This is a genomic window from Ulvibacterium sp. (assembly GCF_965248315.1).
Taxonomy (GTDB): Bacteria; Bacteroidota; Bacteroidia; order Flavobacteriales; family Flavobacteriaceae; genus Ulvibacterium.
On record NZ_CBDFIX010000002.1, the window covers coordinates 171,380 to 187,820 of the forward strand.

16 protein-coding genes are annotated in these 16,441 nt (G+C 41.7%); 11 read left to right on the forward strand and 5 right to left on the reverse strand.

The features are described 5' to 3' along the window. The first annotated feature begins 101 nt into the window (after window positions 1-101). The 6 genes from ACP2AF_RS02265 (at window position 102) to ACP2AF_RS02290 (ending at window position 5,093) form a co-directional block, all read left to right on the forward strand. The gene (locus ACP2AF_RS02265; RefSeq protein ID WP_425234620.1) at window positions 102-716 is read left to right on the forward strand and encodes a TIGR04282 family arsenosugar biosynthesis glycosyltransferase; all 615 of its coding nucleotides are present in this window, start codon (window positions 102-104) and stop codon (window positions 714-716) included. Beyond that, a complete protein-coding gene (locus ACP2AF_RS02270) occupies window positions 713-1,534 on the forward strand; it encodes a purine-nucleoside phosphorylase (protein ID WP_425234621.1) in 822 nt (273 codons plus the stop codon). Before ACP2AF_RS02265 ends, ACP2AF_RS02270 begins: the two co-directional genes overlap by 4 nt. A 66-nt stretch (window positions 1,535-1,600) precedes the next feature. Further along, the gene (locus tag ACP2AF_RS02275; protein WP_425234622.1) at window positions 1,601-2,305 is read left to right on the forward strand and encodes a TIGR04283 family arsenosugar biosynthesis glycosyltransferase; all 705 of its coding nucleotides are present in this window, start codon (window positions 1,601-1,603) and stop codon (window positions 2,303-2,305) included. Between the two features lie 143 nt (window positions 2,306-2,448). Next, on the forward strand, window positions 2,449-3,315 hold the full coding sequence (locus ACP2AF_RS02280; protein WP_425234623.1) for a helix-turn-helix domain-containing protein: 867 nt from the start codon (window positions 2,449-2,451) through the stop codon (window positions 3,313-3,315). A 109-nt stretch (window positions 3,316-3,424) separates the two neighbouring features. Next, window positions 3,425-4,309: an NAD(P)-dependent oxidoreductase gene (locus ACP2AF_RS02285; RefSeq protein WP_425234624.1), complete on the forward strand. Its 885-nt coding sequence runs from the start codon at window positions 3,425-3,427 to the stop codon at window positions 4,307-4,309. Between the two features lie 10 nt (window positions 4,310-4,319). Beyond that, window positions 4,320-5,093: a hypothetical protein gene (locus ACP2AF_RS02290; protein ID WP_425234625.1), complete on the forward strand. Its 774-nt coding sequence runs from the start codon at window positions 4,320-4,322 to the stop codon at window positions 5,091-5,093. Between the two features lie 51 nt (window positions 5,094-5,144). On the opposite strand, the gene ACP2AF_RS02295 is transcribed toward ACP2AF_RS02290, so the two are convergent. Beyond that, on the reverse strand, window positions 5,145-6,197 hold the full coding sequence (locus ACP2AF_RS02295) for an N-acetylmuramoyl-L-alanine amidase family protein (protein WP_425234626.1): 1,053 nt from the start codon (window positions 6,195-6,197) through the stop codon (window positions 5,145-5,147). A gap of 309 nt (window positions 6,198-6,506) precedes the next feature. On the opposite strand from ACP2AF_RS02295, the gene gap reads away from it, so the two are divergent. From gap to ACP2AF_RS02310, 3 genes are all read left to right on the forward strand, one after another. Next, window positions 6,507-7,499, forward strand: a complete 993-nt coding sequence (gene gap, locus ACP2AF_RS02300; protein WP_425234627.1) for a type I glyceraldehyde-3-phosphate dehydrogenase — start codon at window positions 6,507-6,509, stop codon at window positions 7,497-7,499. 139 nt (window positions 7,500-7,638) lie between these two features. Beyond that, a complete protein-coding gene (locus ACP2AF_RS02305) occupies window positions 7,639-8,826 on the forward strand; it encodes a cation:proton antiporter (RefSeq protein ID WP_425234628.1) in 1,188 nt (395 codons plus the stop codon). Beyond that, window positions 8,819-9,073, forward strand: coding sequence for a glutaredoxin family protein (locus tag ACP2AF_RS02310; RefSeq protein ID WP_425234629.1), 255 nt, complete (start codon window positions 8,819-8,821; stop codon window positions 9,071-9,073). Before ACP2AF_RS02305 ends, ACP2AF_RS02310 begins: the two co-directional genes overlap by 8 nt. 20 nt (window positions 9,074-9,093) lie before the next feature. Here ACP2AF_RS02310 and ACP2AF_RS02315 read toward each other — a convergent pair whose 3' ends face one another. The 4 genes from ACP2AF_RS02315 to ACP2AF_RS02330 form a co-directional block, all read right to left on the reverse strand. Beyond that, window positions 9,094-10,362, reverse strand: coding sequence for a POTRA domain-containing protein (locus tag ACP2AF_RS02315; RefSeq protein WP_425234630.1), 1,269 nt, complete (start codon window positions 10,360-10,362; stop codon window positions 9,094-9,096). A 109-nt stretch (window positions 10,363-10,471) separates the two neighbouring features. Further along, window positions 10,472-11,473, reverse strand: coding sequence for a glycoside hydrolase family 113 (locus tag ACP2AF_RS02320; RefSeq protein ID WP_425234631.1), 1,002 nt, complete (start codon window positions 11,471-11,473; stop codon window positions 10,472-10,474). A 49-nt stretch (window positions 11,474-11,522) separates the two neighbouring features. Next, entirely contained in the window at window positions 11,523-12,395 is an 873-nt protein-coding gene (locus tag ACP2AF_RS02325) for a hypothetical protein (protein ID WP_425234632.1), read from the reverse strand. 85 nt (window positions 12,396-12,480) lie between these two features. Continuing rightward, a complete protein-coding gene (locus tag ACP2AF_RS02330; RefSeq protein WP_425234633.1) occupies window positions 12,481-13,197 on the reverse strand; it encodes a DUF547 domain-containing protein in 717 nt (238 codons plus the stop codon). Between the two features lie 236 nt (window positions 13,198-13,433). Here ACP2AF_RS02330 and ACP2AF_RS02335 point away from each other — a divergent pair, with 236 nt between their 5' ends. Beyond that, window positions 13,434-14,780 (forward strand): NAD(P)/FAD-dependent oxidoreductase, encoded by a 1,347-nt coding sequence (locus tag ACP2AF_RS02335; protein WP_425234634.1) that lies wholly within the window; start codon window positions 13,434-13,436, stop codon window positions 14,778-14,780. Window positions 14,781-14,854: 74 nt separating this feature from the next. After that, window positions 14,855-16,438, forward strand: a complete 1,584-nt coding sequence (locus ACP2AF_RS02340) for a 4Fe-4S binding protein (RefSeq protein ID WP_425234635.1) — start codon at window positions 14,855-14,857, stop codon at window positions 16,436-16,438. Window positions 16,439-16,441 lie beyond the last annotated feature (3 nt).

Genomic DNA, 16,441 nt, shown 5'->3' on the forward strand with positions numbered 1-16,441 from the left:
GGTTGATATCTAAAAATTATAGACTTTCATCATATTTATGGACATTGAGTATTTCATTTTCCAGAAAAACAAGAATAGTATTAAAGACTACCCATTACAATTTGACAAATTCCAGAAATCTACTTCTCATCTTTACGCGCAACCCGGTACTGGGAAAATGTAAGACACGATTGGCGGCCACTATTGGTGACCCTGCTGCCTTGGAGGTCTATAAATTTCTCCTGGGGCATACGGCAAACATCACCCATGGGCTAAACGTCCATAAAAAAGTATACTACTCCGAATCGATTTGGAAGAATGATGTTTGGGACGAAAAAGTATACGAGAAAAAGGTGCAACAGGGCAATAACCTAGGGGAACGTATGGCCCAAGCATTTTCTAAGGGATTCAACCAAGGTTTCGAGAAAATCATCATTATAGGGAGCGATATGCTCGATCTATCCCCATCCGACCTGGAGAATGCCTTTTCGGCCTTGGACGAAAACAATTTTGTCATTGGCCCTGCGGAAGATGGTGGTTACTATCTACTAGGGATGAAAATTTTTAAGCCTCAACTGTTCCAAAATAAGGATTGGGGAAAGGATACCGTACTCGCGGATAGTATGGCGGATTTACAAACAGAAAAGATTAGCGTATTGACCACCAAAAACGATATCGATGTTTATGAGGATATCAAGGACATTGATGCATTTCAACCTTTTTTAAAGCAACCATGAGAATTACCAAAAAACAACTGGAAGAGTCCACGGAATACCTAAAGAGCAAAGGCTTTGATTCGCCTGAAATCGGAATTGTACTGGGTACGGGGCTGGGAAAATTGGTGGATGCCATAACAAATCCCATAGTGGCTCATTATAATAATATTCCGTTTTTCCCCTTGGCCACCGTTGAGTTTCATTCCGGTAAACTCATTTATGGAAGAATAGAAGGCAAAAAAGTGGTGGTCATGCAAGGACGTTTTCATTTGTATGAAGGTTATGACTTTTTGGATGTTACCTACCCCATTCGGGTCATGCACCAATTGGGTATACAAAGGCTGTTTATTTCCAATGCTGCAGGAGCAATAAATCTCGACTTTAAAAAAGGGGATATGATGTTGCTGGAAGATCACATCAACCTCCAGGGAGGTTCTCCTTTGGCCTTCAAAAATGTATCTGAATTTGGAGATCGATTTGTAGATATGAGCGAACCCTATGATGTAGAGATGCGACAAAAGTTGATAAACATAGCAGAAAGGGAAGGGATTTCGTTGCAAAAAGGGGTCTACGTATCTGTTGTCGGGCCACAGTTGGAAACCAAGGCGGAATACCGGATGCTGCGTATTATGGGAGCAGATGCCGTCGGAATGAGTACAATCCCCGAAGTAATTGTTGCCAATCATTTACGACTACCTATTGTAGCCGTATCAGTCCTCACCGATGAATGCGACCCGGACAACCTACAACCCGTTAATATACAGGAGATTATAGAAGTTGCCGGAGAAACAGAGCCGAAAATGGTAAAGCTGTTTTCAGAGTTGATCAAAGAAATTTGAAATGGGAAATCGGGGAGAGATACATGGGATACGGATAACCCTAAAACCATGGTAATCTAGATATAAATGAAAAAGAAGTTCCCCAAAATTAGTATCATAGTTCCCATTCTTAACGAGGCTGATTATATTGGGAAACTTCTGTCCTGCTTACAAAACAAAATCTCACCGGAACACGTGGAAGAGATTTTGGTTATTGATGGTGGGAGTAAGGACGGTTCCCTTAAAATAGCTGAAGAATATGGCGCAACTCTAGTACACTCCGCAAAGGGGCGTGCAAAACAAATGAACTTGGGTGCTCAAATGGCCAAGGCAGAAATCCTTTATTTTCTTCATGCCGATACCCTACCTCCAAAAAATTTTGTGCCCCATATTTTGGAGGCGGTCAAAGGAGGGTTCCAAGCGGGTTGTTTTCAAATGCGATTTGACAGTAGCAGCAGGTTCCTAAAGTTCTTTGCTTGGTTTACGAGAATCAACCACCAAATATGTAGAGGCGGGGATCAGTCGCTCTTTGTCACCAAAAAACTCTTTCAAAATTCGGAGGGTTTTAATGAAGATTACAAAATCTACGAGGACAATGAGTTCATAGGGCGCCTGTACAAAAAAACCAAATTTAAGGTACTCCCGCTACAGGTAAAAACTTCGGCACGAAGGTATGAAAAGGTGGGGGCCATTCGCTTGCAGTACCACTTTGGAGTAATACATCTTAAAAACTATTTGGGAGCAGGACCAGATCAACTCTATGACTATTACAAAAGAAAAATACCCATATAGATGAGTACCTTTCTATTTTGGGTCATTCGGGTCATACCGCTTCAAAACATCCAAAAATTCAAAAAATCGAGCAATTGACCGAAAATGACTACTTTTAAACAAAACTGCAATTTTTTGGCACATCTCCTTCTTATTTTGCTTTTATGAAAGTGGTACCACAAGCTTTTTATCAGAACTCCAAGATTGAAAAAATACTTTTGAAAGGACTTTCTTGTATTCTGGAAAAGAAAGTGGTGCACATGGATCCACAAAATCAACGGTATCTGGCGTCCCACGCCATTACTCTAGTCCGAAACGGCAAATTACAGATAGAAACTTATGAAGGAAGTGTACAGGTCGTCCAAAAAAATGAACTCATCTTCTTGCCCAAAGGAATGTATATGATTTCTGATATCATTCCTAAAAATGATGTCTTTAATGCGCTGGTTTTTTTCTTCGATGATGATATATGTGATGCTTTTCTATCCAGCTTTAGGCAGCTACCCTCAGAAAAGGTTTGTGGACTACTGCGTATCGACTTTAATGAAGACCTCCGACTGTTCACGGACACCCTGACCGATCTTTATAGAGGTAGGAACCAAAACCAGTTTACACGACTCAAGCTCATCGAGTTCCTTCATTTAATAGCGCTTTCCAAACAAGGAAAAGATTTCGTAAATCGACTGCAATCCCTTAAAACAAAGGAACGAAAAAACATTCGCTCCTTTATGGAAGAGCATTTTGACAAGCCTTTAGATATAGAGGATTATGCATATTTAACTGGAAGAAGTGTATCTACTTTCCAACGGGATTTTAAGCGCAGGTACCATATCTCCCCAAAAAAGTGGTTGATACAAAAACGCTTAGATAAAGCGGCCTTACTTTTGCGAACCACCTCAAATTCGGTAAATGGAATTACTTCGGGCGTAGGTTATGAGAACACCTCGCATTTCATAAAGGCATTCCACAAGAACTTTGGAATTTCGCCCAAACAATATCAGATTCAACATCGCAAAAATGCTTTGATTTAATACTTTTATCAATATTGTCATATACTTTTGACCGAAAACCACCATTTTTAAAATATTTAAGGATTTAACGGTCCGGGTTAAAACTATCTTGCTCCCAAAATCATGAAAAATGGAAAATATTGGATTCATTGGACTGGGTATTATGGGAAGCCGTATGGCTCGTAATCTTCAAAAGGCGGGATATGCACTAACCTTGTTTAATCGTACAAAAAGTAAAGCGAAAGATTTGCTGGCTCAAGGAGCGAAATGGGCCAATTCTCCTGAAGAAGTAGTTCTGGATTGCAACATAATTATTACCATGCTATCAACACCAGAAGCAATACGGGAAGTGGCATTGGGAAAAAATGGATTTTTGGAAGTCGCACACACCAAAAGTATCTGGATAAACTGCAGTACGGTAAATCCTTCATTCGCCAAGAAGATGGCAGGTAAAGCCAAGGAAAAGGGAATTGCTTATATAGATGCCCCGGTCGCCGGCACCAAAGAACCGGCTGAAAAAGGGGAATTGGTTTTCTTGGTAGGTGCAGATATCGATGTCTTGGCAAGGCTTAATCCCTTAATGCGGATTATGGGCAAAAAGACTATCCCTCTTGGCAGCATAGGCCAGGCATCCCATATGAAAATGTTGATTAACCTGTTATTGGCCCAATCCATGCTGGCCTTTGGTGAAGCTATGGCACTGGGAAAAGAAACGGGACTTACCGAGGAGGCGCTTTTTAATGTGCTTTTGAACGTTCCCGTAACGGCGCCATTTTTGAAAGCCGTACGCCCGAAGCTAGAAAATCATGACTATGAACCAAATTTTCCATTACAGTGGATGCAAAAAGATTTGCATTTGGCTTCGCTAACGGCCTACGAACTCAACGTAGCCATGCCTTCGCTCAACACCACTAAGGAAATCTTTGCCCAGGCCAAACAAAATGGATATGGGGAGAAAGATTTTTCGTCCATATACGACTACTTGAAAACTAACAACGCAAATGACAACTTTTAAATTTTTTCCAATGAAAGCAAAAACAGTTCTCACCTATTTTTTAATGATACTATTTGCCCTATCCACCAGAGCTCAGGACGCCAAACAATTAGTATCCGATATGATGGAAACCGTAGGCGGAAAAGCCAATTTTTATAAGTTGAAAAATGTAACCTATGATTATGAATACGTAAATCCTAAGGCTCCCATGACTTTGAAAAGTCATGAAACCTATATATTCCATAAAGAAAAATCGCATGCCGCTTATTCTGTAAATACGGTAACGGCCCCCAATGGCCAAAAGGTTGTTGAAGGTTATGATGGTACCAGCGCCTGGGTTACCATGGACGGAAAACTATCGGACAACGAGCAAGCCAATAACTTTGCCCGTTTTATGCGCAAAACCAATTACTATTGGTTTTCCATGTTCTTTAAACTATTGGACGATGGGGTAAACCATGAGTATTTGGGCTCGAAAACGGTAAACGGAAAGGCCTATGACAAGGTCAAAATCACTTTTGGCAACAACGTGGGCGACGCACAAGACATTTATGTGCTATTCATCAATAAGAAAACCAAGTTGGTAGACCAGTTCCTATTTACGGTGATGAGCTTTCAAATGGCCGAACCGCAGCTAATGGTCATGGAATATGAAACAATCGATGGCATTCAAATTGGCAGTAAAAGAAAGTATATAGAGGCTGATTGGGAAGGCAATATAAAGGGGAAGCGCTGGGTAACTACCAATTGGACAAACATCGCCTTCGATACGGATGTGGATACAACCTTATTTGAGCGACCGTAAGATTACAACAAATACCTGTCCGGTTGTTTGGGGCCGGATAGGTCTTTTTGGTTATTCCCCCTCATAATCCAGCAAAATGCCTTCGGAAATCCATTTGGCCAGCGCTTGCCTGTTATCGGGATCCAAAATTCTGCGCTGGTCCTTTTTATTACGGATATTACCGATTTCGATATAGGCCATGGCTGGGTGTGTTTTCTTTACCATGTACAACGAAGTGCGGTCCCCAAAAGTACCGGAATAGGTGCGATTCGGCTGGAACTTCTTATACTTTGCCTGAAATGTGGTATGGATACTCTCCGCAAGCTTCTTTCCATTTTTGCTCTTCTCGTGGTGATAGAAAAACACATCGATGTTCTGTCCCTTACTACGACTATCCACGTGGGTTACAATCAAACGCTGGTATTTTCCCTTGTTTTTTAAATACAGTTTGTTAACGGCTTCTACGCGTTGTTTCAATCGGGCCACCTGGTTCAACGGAATGGTCTCTTTGGGATAATTCACCTCGTCCCTATCGATTTCCAGAATACGATCATCCCGGATGCCATCATCGGGATCACGTATAATAATGTGTACCGTTGCCCCATGCGCTATTAATTCCCTGGCCAACCTAAGGGTAATATCATAGGCGTACTCATCCTCGGCAATCGACTTCCCCCGATACACGGCCATGGCCCCGGGATCAGGCCCCCCATGGCCGGAAACCAAATAATAGACTGTTCCTTTTAAACGTTCACTTTTGGGAAGTACCAAGGCATATTTCTTACCAAAGATGGAATACTCCTTCCCTTTGATTTCCTTAATTTTTGTAGATTGCTTTTGTATGGAATCCACAACCGATACCGTATCCATAGGTAGTTGAGGAATTTTATAGCTTCTCCCTTCATACAAATGAACACTGTCCCGCAGGTTATCCATGTTTAACGCGATAAAATCGTCATAGGCTTCATAAGGATTCATGCCTTGTTTTCGTAACAGGGAAAGAATCCCGTCCCCTTTTTGGGCCACAATGGTAGGTAGGGAATCTTGGCCATAGACACAAAGAATCCCCCCGCACAAAATGAACAACAAGGGAAGAAGACCATATCGTTTCGTAAGGAAAATCATCACTATTTTACCTTTTCCAAATAAAAAAATCAAAAACAATGCCTAAAAAGGCCGACACTTTACAAAATTAAACAACGTAAAATGCCTTGAAACTGCAAGAAGAAAGATTTGTCAACGATTTATTTAACAACACTACTGTAAATCCTAGTTTGAAAATATAGACTAATTGCATTGAAGATATCCCTTTCAAATTCCTTAACCATTTCATTGCATTCCAAGCTTTGAAACAAGAACACATTCCTGTAATTTATCTCCTGTTTTTCTGACTAAAGGTCTAGAAAAAAACATACTAATCCTAAGAACATAAAAATGAGAATTGCAATTAATGGTATGGGGCGCATAGGTCGTGCCGCCCTAAAGATTATCAACGAAACCCCGGGACTCGAGGTTGTGGCGGTAAATGACATCGTTCCCATAGAAAACACGGCCTATTTATTAAAATACGACACAGTTTATGGAGTTTACGAAAAAGAAGTTTCGCACAAGGGCGATGTACTCGTAGTTGATGGGCAGCAAATCCAGTATACATCCATCAGGACTCCTGAAGAACTTCCCTGGGCAGCGCAAAAGGTAGATTTGGTAATCGAGAGCACAGGGGTCTTTACCCTGGGCGAGGATGCCGAAAGGCACATTAGGGCCGGGGCCAAAACGGTAGTCATATCGGCGCCGACAAAAAGTACTGACACCCCAACGGTGGTCCATGGCGTAAATTCACAGGATGGAAGTACCAATGTATTTTCATGTGCCAGTTGTACCACAAACAATATCAGTCCCGTTGTAGAGGTATTGGGCAGAAGGATAGGCATCAAAAAAGCCATTATGACCACGGTGCACGCCTATACCGCATCACAGGGTATTGTGGATGCCCCATCCAAAAAGAACTTTAGGATGGGAAGGGCTGGTGCCCAAAACTTGATCCCGACAACCACAGGAGCTGCCATAGCCACAACAAAGGCATTACCGGAATATGCCGGAAAGTTTGATGGGGTAGCTATTCGGGTTCCTGTTCCGGTAGGTTCCATTTCGGATATGGTCTTCGTAACGGAAAGACCGGTCACCGCAGAAGAGGTCAATCAAATTCTAGAGGAAGAAGCAAAAACGGAGCGTTATAGGCACGTTTTGGATACAACCACAGATCCCATAGTGTCTTCTGACATCATTAAAAGTCCCTATGCCTCTACCGTAGATTTAAGCATGACCCGTGTTGTGGATGGCGACTTGCTAAAGGTAATGACCTGGTATGACAATGAATGGGGGTTTACCAATCAGATGATCCGTCAAATTTTGGAACTAAAAGATTGATGCAATATGCTAAAAAAGCCGGCCTAGGCCGGCTTTTTGTCACCAACGTAATATAGTGTCGCTTATATTTGTGTTTTACGCCCTTTTTGAACTGTAGACGATTCTCATTCTGGGCAATACACCAAATTGATCGGTATATATGCAACATCATATTCTTATTAATATCTGTGCCATTTTTGGGGTGGCCACAGCTGTAATCATTATTTGTAAATTTCTCAAGGTACGTTATATCATCGGTTATTTGATTACCGGTGTACTTCTAAGCCCCAATACCAGCAAGTATTTCGCCGACATGGAAGAGGTGGAAGTCTATGCCGAAATCGGTATTATTCTACTATTGTTTACCGTGGGTCTCGAATTTTCGTTCACCAACCTAAAACGGATTAAAAATTATGTGCTTATTGGTGGAGCCTCACAGGTGTTTTTTACCATTATCCTTACCTCGATATTGATTTGGGCCTTAATGCGACCTTCTGTGGAGGAGAGTATTTTCTGGGGGTTTTTATATGCTTTGAGCAGTACCGCAATTGTGGTAAAGGTACTTCAGGACAATAACAAGATCAATACCCCACATGGGAAATTTATACTGGCCATTTTACTATTTCAGGATATTATGATAGTTCCCCTGATGTTGTTTACCCCCATTTTGGCAGGGGCTGGTGGAAATGTAGGCGAGGAGTTGTTATGGCTATCCGGCAAGTTGATTCTTATGGGAGGAATATCCTACGTTCTGGCCCAATTTGTCATTCCTTTCTTTTTAAAAACGGTAATGAAAATCCAAAGTCAAGAGGTGTTTTTAATCGCGACGGTGTTTATTGTGACGGGAATTGCTTTGCTTACGGAAGAGCTGGGGCTATCCCTGGCGTTGGGCGCATTTATAGCAGGACTCATCATAGCGGAAACCGACTATAACCGAATGGCCATTTCCTGTTTTTTGCCCTTTAGATATGTATTTATGAGCTTTTTCTTTATTTCCATGGGAATGTTGTTGGACTATCAGATTTTTTTAACCGATACCTTGTGGATTATCTTCTGGTTCTTCTTTGCCCTTTTGGTCAAGGCCGTAGCCGGCATATTGGCGGTAAAGGTCATGAAACTGGAATGGAAGACCGCAATTGCAGTTGGGTTTTCCATTGCGCAGATCGGGGAATTTTCATTTGTCCTGGCGCAGAGTGGTCTAGAGTATGAGTTGATCAGCCAGAACAACTACCAAATATTCCTCGCGGTCTCCATCTTGTTGATGTCATTTACACCATTTATCGTGTCCAATGCGGAAAAGATTCCCCAATTGATATCGAACCCTTTAAAACTTAAATCCGATGCCTGATCTAAAACTCTACGGGGCCGATTGGTGTATGAAATCGGCGAATCTTAGAAATTATTTACAATCCATTTGGGTTGAATTTGAGGACTTCAATGTAGAGACCAACGCGGAAGCCGAAGAAACCGTACGTGCCTTGTATAATGGCGCATTAAAGTTTCCAACGGTGACCTATGGAACGGAATTCCTTAAAAACCCTACTACCGGTGAGCTGAAAACGTTTTTGGAAGAACATGGGTTGCTGGATCCTTAAGGCCAAGCACCGTAGTCCCATCAAAAATACTGTCCAATACCAAAGACCACCCCCCGGGAAGCTTCCTTGGTAATCCCATACCCATAATCAATTCTAAAAATAGCATTGAAAATACGTTTGTGGATAAAGCGAAGTCCTACCCCAGGGTAAATCCGGATGTTCTGATTGTCCCCAAAATCGCTAAAATCGCCTCCAGGATTTCGCCAAGAGCCCCCATCGATAAAGACATTGCTTTGAAGTACAAACCAGTCCTTGTCTATCAATGTATGTCTGTACTCAGTGTTGAGCACAATAGCTCCGGTACCTCGATCAATGATGTTTCCTACTCCTCTAATATTCAAATTATTATCTACGGTAAATGGAGCGAAAGGCGTATTCACATTACTGGCCAATCCCAAACGTAGGCGGTTGGCCCAGTTGCCCCTTTCGCCCACCCTATGGAAATACACAAAATCATTGAACCCAATCAAAAACTCGGGAAGGTTAATATCCGTACTACCCACATATTGAAAGTTAAGCGTACTTCTAAACCCGGATAAATATTGGTAATAGTATTGTACGTTGTCAAAATTATAAATGAGTTTGAATAAATGCTTGTCCACCGTAAGAGCCTGTGGCACTTCAGGGCTTGTTGCGCCAAAAAGATATTCGTAATCCTCCGTAAACAGACTAAACCCCAATTCCAAACGATGCTTAAAATTGGGTTCGTAGAGTCCCAAGATTTCAAAACCCTTATTGTTGTATCGATAATCGGCGGTATCGTCCTCGAAAAAAACAGGCTCCTGGGTGGTAAAATTGTTATAATTGAAGGCCAACCCAAACCTTTTGCTAAAAAGGTAGGGAGCCCTAAAACTTAATCCATAGGAACTAAAAATATCGTACTGATAGAATCCGCCCAAGGTAATGTTCCGTCCCAAAAAATTAAATTCCTGCAATCCAATCCGAAAGGCAAATTCATCATTGGTAGAGGTATATACATTGGCAAATGGAATCAATGTAAAGTTTTCCCTTATGTTATAGAAAACATTGTGTCTACCATCGTCCGAAGAAAAAACCTGATAATAGGCATGAGATACAGAGGGCAAGCGTTTTAAGCGGGTCATATCCCGCTCCATCGTTACTGAATCCAAAACCATCCCCGGTCGTAAGGCAATCAATTTTTTGATAAAATCCGGCTTGATCCGTTTTGTTCCCTGAATCTTTACATCGGCCACAATATTTTCTTGTGCATAGGCTGAGGTAAGTACAAAAAAAAGCCAAAGTAAGGGAAACCGGACCCTAAGTCTCATGCAGCCAGTGTTTATAACGCAAAAGTAGGGAATCAGTGTCCCAAAAATATCACAATATCAGGTTTTCAGAATTAATTTGTGAGCGAACAAAATCCTTGAAATATATAGCCTAATACATTTTGTAAAAGTCCCGAAGCACAATTTGGGCAGGTTTATTCTGTGGTGTAAAACGGTTGTCCTTTCCTCCACCGACTTCCTTGTGCCTAATGAACCATTTCCACACATAGCCCCCGGCGAACCAATCCTCCTCCCAAAATTCTTCTAGAATGGCCTTGGTAGCATTCACCTGTGCCTCCAAATTGACCTTTTCCTCATTGTGATCCACCAACCAAGGTTTTTTGGCCGTATAGTCCATACTCCGATATCCATACTCCGTAAATAAAACGGATTTTTGCTTTTGATCAGCTAGCCCAGAGATGGCTGTTTTCCATCTTTTCCATCCTTGTTTCAACTGCTCAATGGTAGGGGATTTTTCTTCTGAAAGCGGAAAATAGGCGTCGATACCAATATAATCCAATTGCTCCCAAAAAGGAACTCTTGGATATTCATCCCAATTGGCGGCGTAGGTGAGTTTGCCGGAATATTCCTCTCTAATTTCACCGATTAGCTTTTTCCAATAATCCGGTCGATTTTTTACAAATTGCTCCAACTCTGTCCCAATGCAAAAAATAGATACTTGGGTCTCTTCCGCCAACTTGGCGTAACTTAGGATAAATTTTTTATAGGATGCTTCCAATGTTTTCCAATCCTCCTCCGATTTCATTTTTAGGGTACCTGTATATTCCCCGCGCCAAATCCAGATTTGAGGCTTGAGCATTATCTTTACCCCATTCTTTTTCAACAATCCAATATACTGTTTAGCACCCAGTTTGGTTTCTCCGAACCATTGCCGGTCCGTATCAAAAATCACTTCGGGCGAATGTATGTCCCTTGTAAAAGCAAAAGGCATGACAGCAGCATGGTTGGCGTTAATCTTCAGTACTTCCTCTACATGTTCCTGGGCCACCTCCTCCCGGGAGGCCACAAAACTTACCCCATTTATTTTTTCCTTAATCTGACTTGAACAGGAAAACTGGAGAAAACACAAAAAAAGAAGTCCTAATTTTTTCATCAAAAGATGGCATTAAGACTTCTAAAATACGGTATTTACCGCAATGTGTTTAAAAAATGGCCCGCAATCCTATGTTAAAGGTCTCTCCCAAGCCAGTATCGCTACCTCTAACAAAGTTGGTGTACAGAAGTTCCACGTTAAGCGCATCGGTAAGTTGATATTTTGCCCCTCCCCCCAAGGCCGTAAAGTCTTGTGAAAAATCACTCCCCAAATCCAACAACTGTGAGTGTTGAGCCAGAACCAGGACCGTAAACTTACTACTTGGAAAATAGCTTAGAAAAACACCGGGGGTAAGCCTTAGGCTATTATTGGCAAAACTTTTATCGGCATCACCAAAGTTGAGCTCGGAATTGATCTCGGAAAAAATCTGCCATCCGTTTCCGGGAAAGGTATAATCATAAAACAAGCGGTTTTGCCATATAAACCCATTTTGGTCCAAGAACACCCCATTTTCTACTTCATTATCCACTAAAGGAATAAAAAAGGAGCTCTGGATACTGAAATTACTGACCGAGGCTATGGGCACAAATTTGACCGAAGGAGCAATGGAGGTAAACCCGGAACGTGCCGAACCTTCCTCCCCATCAAACTGAAAAACCTCCAAGGCTCCCCGGCCTCCAACGACATTGGAACGGAATTCAAATATGGCCCCAACATTCCATCTTTTATTCTGTCCTACACCGGTGTAAACTTCCAAAGTAGAGGTAAAGAACGTATTTCTTGGGATATCACCCGTAAATGTATCCTCAGTTTCCGTGTAAAGATTGTTGAACCACTTAAGGTCCCATTGTCCCTTCCCAATCAATTTTGAAGGGGTATATTGTTGAATATTGCTCTGTTGTGGCGGGTCATCTTGGGCAAATGTCGCCAAAGAGATAGTTGCCAGTGCCAATAAGGCAACCCATTTTTTAATTGATTTCATAACGATTGTTTTTAATTTATGGAATAGTTATTTCTGGGCGAATTTGTTGTTCGCTTGAATACGTATATAAATTGATGGATATTATTTATTGAATTTCGTTCAATGTCCAATCATAGGGATAGTAGGATATTTTTGCCTTCTCCGGCAGCTTTTCCATCCGATAGGTATCGATGAAATCCGAAAGCTTTTGTCCATTTCGGGTGAAGTCTCCCTTATACCATTCAAAAATCTGAGAGATCTTAACCTTGTTTTTGTTTACCCTGATAAAATTGGGATCATTCAAAGCTTTCTTGGTCTGTTGCCCCAATTGGGAATCCAACTTGGATGGCAAATACGCCTCGGCTATAATTGGCGGACACCCCAGGCCGGCACATACCAAGACAAAGTGAAAACGTGGTTCCGAGGGAAAGTTACCCCGTAACAGTTTGTTCTCCATATCATTTAAGGTAATGTTCTTACCTCCTATGTTGCGTTCGGATTTATCAAAAAACCCGGGAATGTCCAAAGGCGATTTTAGTGGGTAATTTTCAACAATACCTTTAATAACATGTAAATTGTATCCATTGATCCAAAAGGCTTGATAAATATCGGACTGATCCTTGGAAATAGATATTCCTTCGGCCATTTTTAGTAGTGTATCAAGTTGTGAAGGGTCTTTTTTAAGTTTTTTATAATCTACCCTTCCATTCTGTACATATTCTTTGAAGAATACATCGGCCTCGGAAAAAAAAGCTGTGGTAGTTTGAGCCAGGGCCACAATGGTTGAAAGCGTAAAAATCGATATTAAGACTAAGCGTTTCATAGAATCAATTTTGTTAATGCAATGTTGGCGCTTAGGTCGGTGCGTTTTTAACATCCCTACAAAGAACCCCAAATTTTATGATTTATTTAAGGATTTGACTCACAAAGGCTTGCATGTTCGAAATGGCCATCCCATCCTTACAAATAGGGTTCGTATTTAAACTCTTTCTAAATTAATACTACCGATTAAGTTCTTATTTTTAGAAACGACCTAACTCGCAAATCCAATACAATCCTATGGAGCATATTGTAATTATTGGCAACGGAATTTCCGGTGTTACGGCTGCAAGGCATATCCGAAAAAAATCCGATAAAAGAATCACCATAGTTTCTACGGAGACAGACTATTTCTTTTCCCGTACCGCGCTCATGTATGTATATATGGGCCATATGAAGTTTGAGCATACCCAGCCCTATGAAAATTGGTTTTGGGAGAAGAATCGGATACATCTGGTAAAAGGTTATGTGGAAAAGGTAGATCATGCAAGCAAGAACTTGGTATTAAAAACCGGGGAGGACATTGCTTATGATAAACTTATTATTGCTACAGGATCTAAGCCCAATAAATTTGGCTGGCCGGGACAGGATCTTAAGGGCGTTCAGGGACTGTATTCCAAACAAGATTTGGATGCACTGGAAGTGAGTGCCCCAAATAAGGATGTTTGCAAGCGTGCTGTAATTGTAGGTGGTGGTCTTATCGGAATAGAATTGGCTGAAATGCTGCGCTCAAGGGATATTCCGGTTACTTTTTTGGTAAGGGAAACTAGCTTTTGGAACGGGGTACTTCCCAAAGGGGAATCTCAAATGCTTAATGAACATATTGCAGAACATCATATAGATCTGCGTTTGGAGACAAACCTCGTCGAGATACTCGCGGACGAAAATGGAAATGCCAGGGCCGTTACCACGGACAAAGGAAATACCATAGAATGTAATTTGGTAGGGCTTACTGCGGGAGTATCTCCTAATATCGAGTTCTTAAGGGATTCAGGAATTGAATTGGGCAGGGGTGTAAAGGTCAATCGCTATTTGGAGACCAACATTGCCGATGTTTACGCCATCGGAGATTGTGCCGAACAGCATGAGGCCATCGGGAACCGGAGACCCATAGAGGCCGTTTGGTATACAGGTCGGATGATGGGGGAAACGGTGGCTCAGACCATTTGTGGCAATAAAACGCAATACAGTCCCGGGCATTGGTTCAATTCCGCCAAATTTCTGGACATTGAATACCAGACGTATGGTTGGGTATTTAGTGAGAGAGGAATGAAGGAATATGAACAGCATTTTCACTGGAGACATTCACAGGAGAAAATTTGCATCACTATTGCATTTCATAAGGAAACCGGAATGTTTTTAGGCATCAATACCTTCGGGATTCGCATGCGACATGAGATTTTTGATAGGTGGCTCACCGAAAAACGTAATGTGGATTACGCGATGGAACATCTAGCCGATGCAAATTTCGATCCTGAATTTTATGCCAATTATGAACAGGAAATAATATCCAAGTTCAATTCGGATTTTGGAAAATCAATAGCGTCAAAAAAGAAAAGTTTAAAACGAATATTCGCGATGGGTTGATTGTTTTTGGTGAACGATTGGCCATTAAGCCGACGCGTCCCAAAAACCCAACTATAAATTAAGCAACAACACATATGAGCACTTACGATAAAAGCATGGCCCTTACAGGACAACCGCCAAAGGCACTGAACACAGGCCAAAAATTGGCAACCCTTTTAGGAATGTCAGGATTGGGCATTCTTGTCCTTACCCTATTCAATATAGATTTTCCCAATAAAGGATTGTGGTTGACCATTTCCCTGTCCGCAATATTTATTGGGGTGTTTTGGTTTTCCCAGGCGGCTTATGCCAATAAGCTCAAAGGCATTAAAAATGATGGTGTATGGTTTAAATCGGTCTCAAGCAGGGGGCTTTGGGGCTGGATGGCCGGAATTGCCCTTACAGGCTTTTATATAGTTCTTTATTTTTATCCGCAGTATTTGGGGCTGGTAAAAGATGGAGAGAATACCGGGGTTATTGCTTTATTTGATCCTTTGAGTAAATTGTTAAGCGGTAACCCGGCAAGTCAATGGTTTGTTTATGGTACGCTGTATACTGTGGCCATTTTGGCTTTCGGCATTAAGTTCATCTGGAAATACCGTCACAACCGGTATGAAAAAATTAGAACCATAAGCGTTATGTTCTTCCAGACCGCTTTTGCCTTTCTTATTCCCGAGATCATGGCAAGGCTCAATGGAAATATTCCGTATTACGATCTAAAGAATATGTGGCCGCTTAACTACTATAATTTTGAGCGGTACCGTATAAATGGCTTTATAGATTCAGGAGACATCGGCATGGCCATGCTTATTTTTGGAATACTTTCAATTTTTGTGATTTCCCCCATTTTGACCTTTAAATATGGAAAACGTTGGTATTGCTCCTGGGTTTGTGGTTGTGGCGCATTGGCTGAGACTGCCGGAGACTCTTTTCGGCACCTGAGCGACAAATCCAAGATGGCTTGGAAAGTAGAGCGTTGGGTGGTACATAGCGTTGTGGTTTTTGTAACCCTTATGACCACTGCCGTAATCTACTCATATCTAGGCAACGATACCAGTAAATATTGGCTGACCAAAAGTGTTTTCCTAAGCGGTGTGGCATTGATATTGACCGCGGTATTCGTCTGGGTGATGTTCTATAAACGGGAACAACTGCAAAAAGATGCCAAATATGGTGCCATCGGTTATTTTGTTATTATTATGGCATTGATCGGGCTTCATTTTTTCAGTGGTGACGGAAACATTTTTCTTTTCAAATCCGAAACCCTTCGTAAAACCTATGGTTTTTTGATTGGAAGTATCTTCTCTGGGGTTATTGGCACTGGGTTTTATCCCATTTTTGGAAATCGGGTCTGGTGCCGTTTCGGTTGCCCTATGGCCGCAATTTTGGGCTTTCAGCAAAGATTGTTCTCAAGGTTTAGAATAACCACCAACGGAGGACAGTGCATTTCCTGCGGTAACTGCTCCACCTATTGTGAAATGGGCATCGATGTTCGGGCTTATGCCCAAAAAGGAGAGAACATCGTGCGTTCCAGTTGCGTAGGTTGTGGTATTTGCTCCGCGGTATGTCCCAGAGGTGTGCTAAAGTTGGAAAACGGACCACAGAAGGGCCGTATCAATCCTACCGAGGTTTTACTAGGCAACGATGTGGATTTAATGGATTTGGTAAATCAAAAATAAAGT